Source organism: Leisingera sp. F5 (assembly GCF_001593695.1).
The window spans coordinates 1-1,086 of sequence record NZ_LUKH01001355.1; the positions used below are offsets into that span (position 1 = coordinate 1).

Annotated in this window: 1 protein-coding gene; it reads left to right on the forward strand. The window is 56.4% G+C overall.

Annotation, left to right across the window (positions count from 1 at the left end; genetic code table 11):
* On the forward strand, positions 1-1,086 hold a 1,086-nt coding region (locus A2I95_RS41390; protein ID WP_291738085.1), incomplete at both ends, for a methyl-accepting chemotaxis protein.

Consider the following 1,086-nt stretch of genomic DNA (forward strand, 5'->3'; position numbering starts at 1 on the left):
CCTATCATGAAGTGTTCAAGGAACGCCTGTCGCTGTTCATGGATTTCGCAACTGCGGAAGACCGCGAGACCGTCCAGGGGCTGTTCACCTCGCCTGAGATGAAGGCGTTCGAGGACGTTCGAAAGGCCATCTTGAGCGGCGGAGCCCAGACAGAAATGACATCGGATCAGTGGTTCGCGGCAGCCAGCAAAGCGTTGGAAGTGCTTCAGAAGAAAGAGGGAATCCTGATCGAGCACTTAGAACGGGACATGCAGGCTTTTGATGCGGACAACAAGTTTCTGCTGGCGGAAATGGCAGTGTTCACAGCTGTTCTTCTGGTTGCGGTTCTGGGTCTCAGCGTGATCATCGCACGGGACATGACCAAAAGCCTTTCGGTTCTGAACAGCGCCCTGAAGAAGCTGGGCACCGGTGAAACAGACGTTGACGTGCCAGGTGCAAACCGCCGGGACGAGATTGGCTCGGTCGCACGCAATGTGGTCGACTTGCGCTCTGTGACCCAGCGCAAGCAGGAAGAGCGTATGGAGGAGGAAAAGCAGCGCCGCGAAGAGATCATGACCGTTGCGCGCCGCATCGGCGAAGCGCTGATGGATCTTCAGCACAAGCGTTTGGACAAGCCGATCAAAGAGTTCTTCCCGGAAGAATTCAAATCGATCCGGATGGATATGAACGACTCGCTGCAGGCGCTGAGCGTATCGATCTCCAACATCGGCGAATTGACCAGCAGCGTGGATGAAAGCACCAAATCCATTGCCGAAGCCTCTATGGACCTGGCCCACCGCACAGAAGCGGAATCGGCAACGCTTGAAAAAACCACCAATTCAATCAGCGAACTGACCGCCAATGTTCAGCAGTCGGCAGACAATGCCGGCCGGGCCGAACAACTGGCGGACAGCGCCCAGAACGGGGTAAAATCCTGCGACGCGGTGGTGAAAGACACCATTGTGGCCATGGACAAGCTGCAGGAATCGTCACAGGAAATCTCGCAGATCACCAAAGTGATCCAGGATATTGCATTCCAGACAAATCTTCTGGCGCTGAATGCCGGGGTCGAGGCCGCACGCGCCGGCGAAGCAGGCCGCGGTTTTG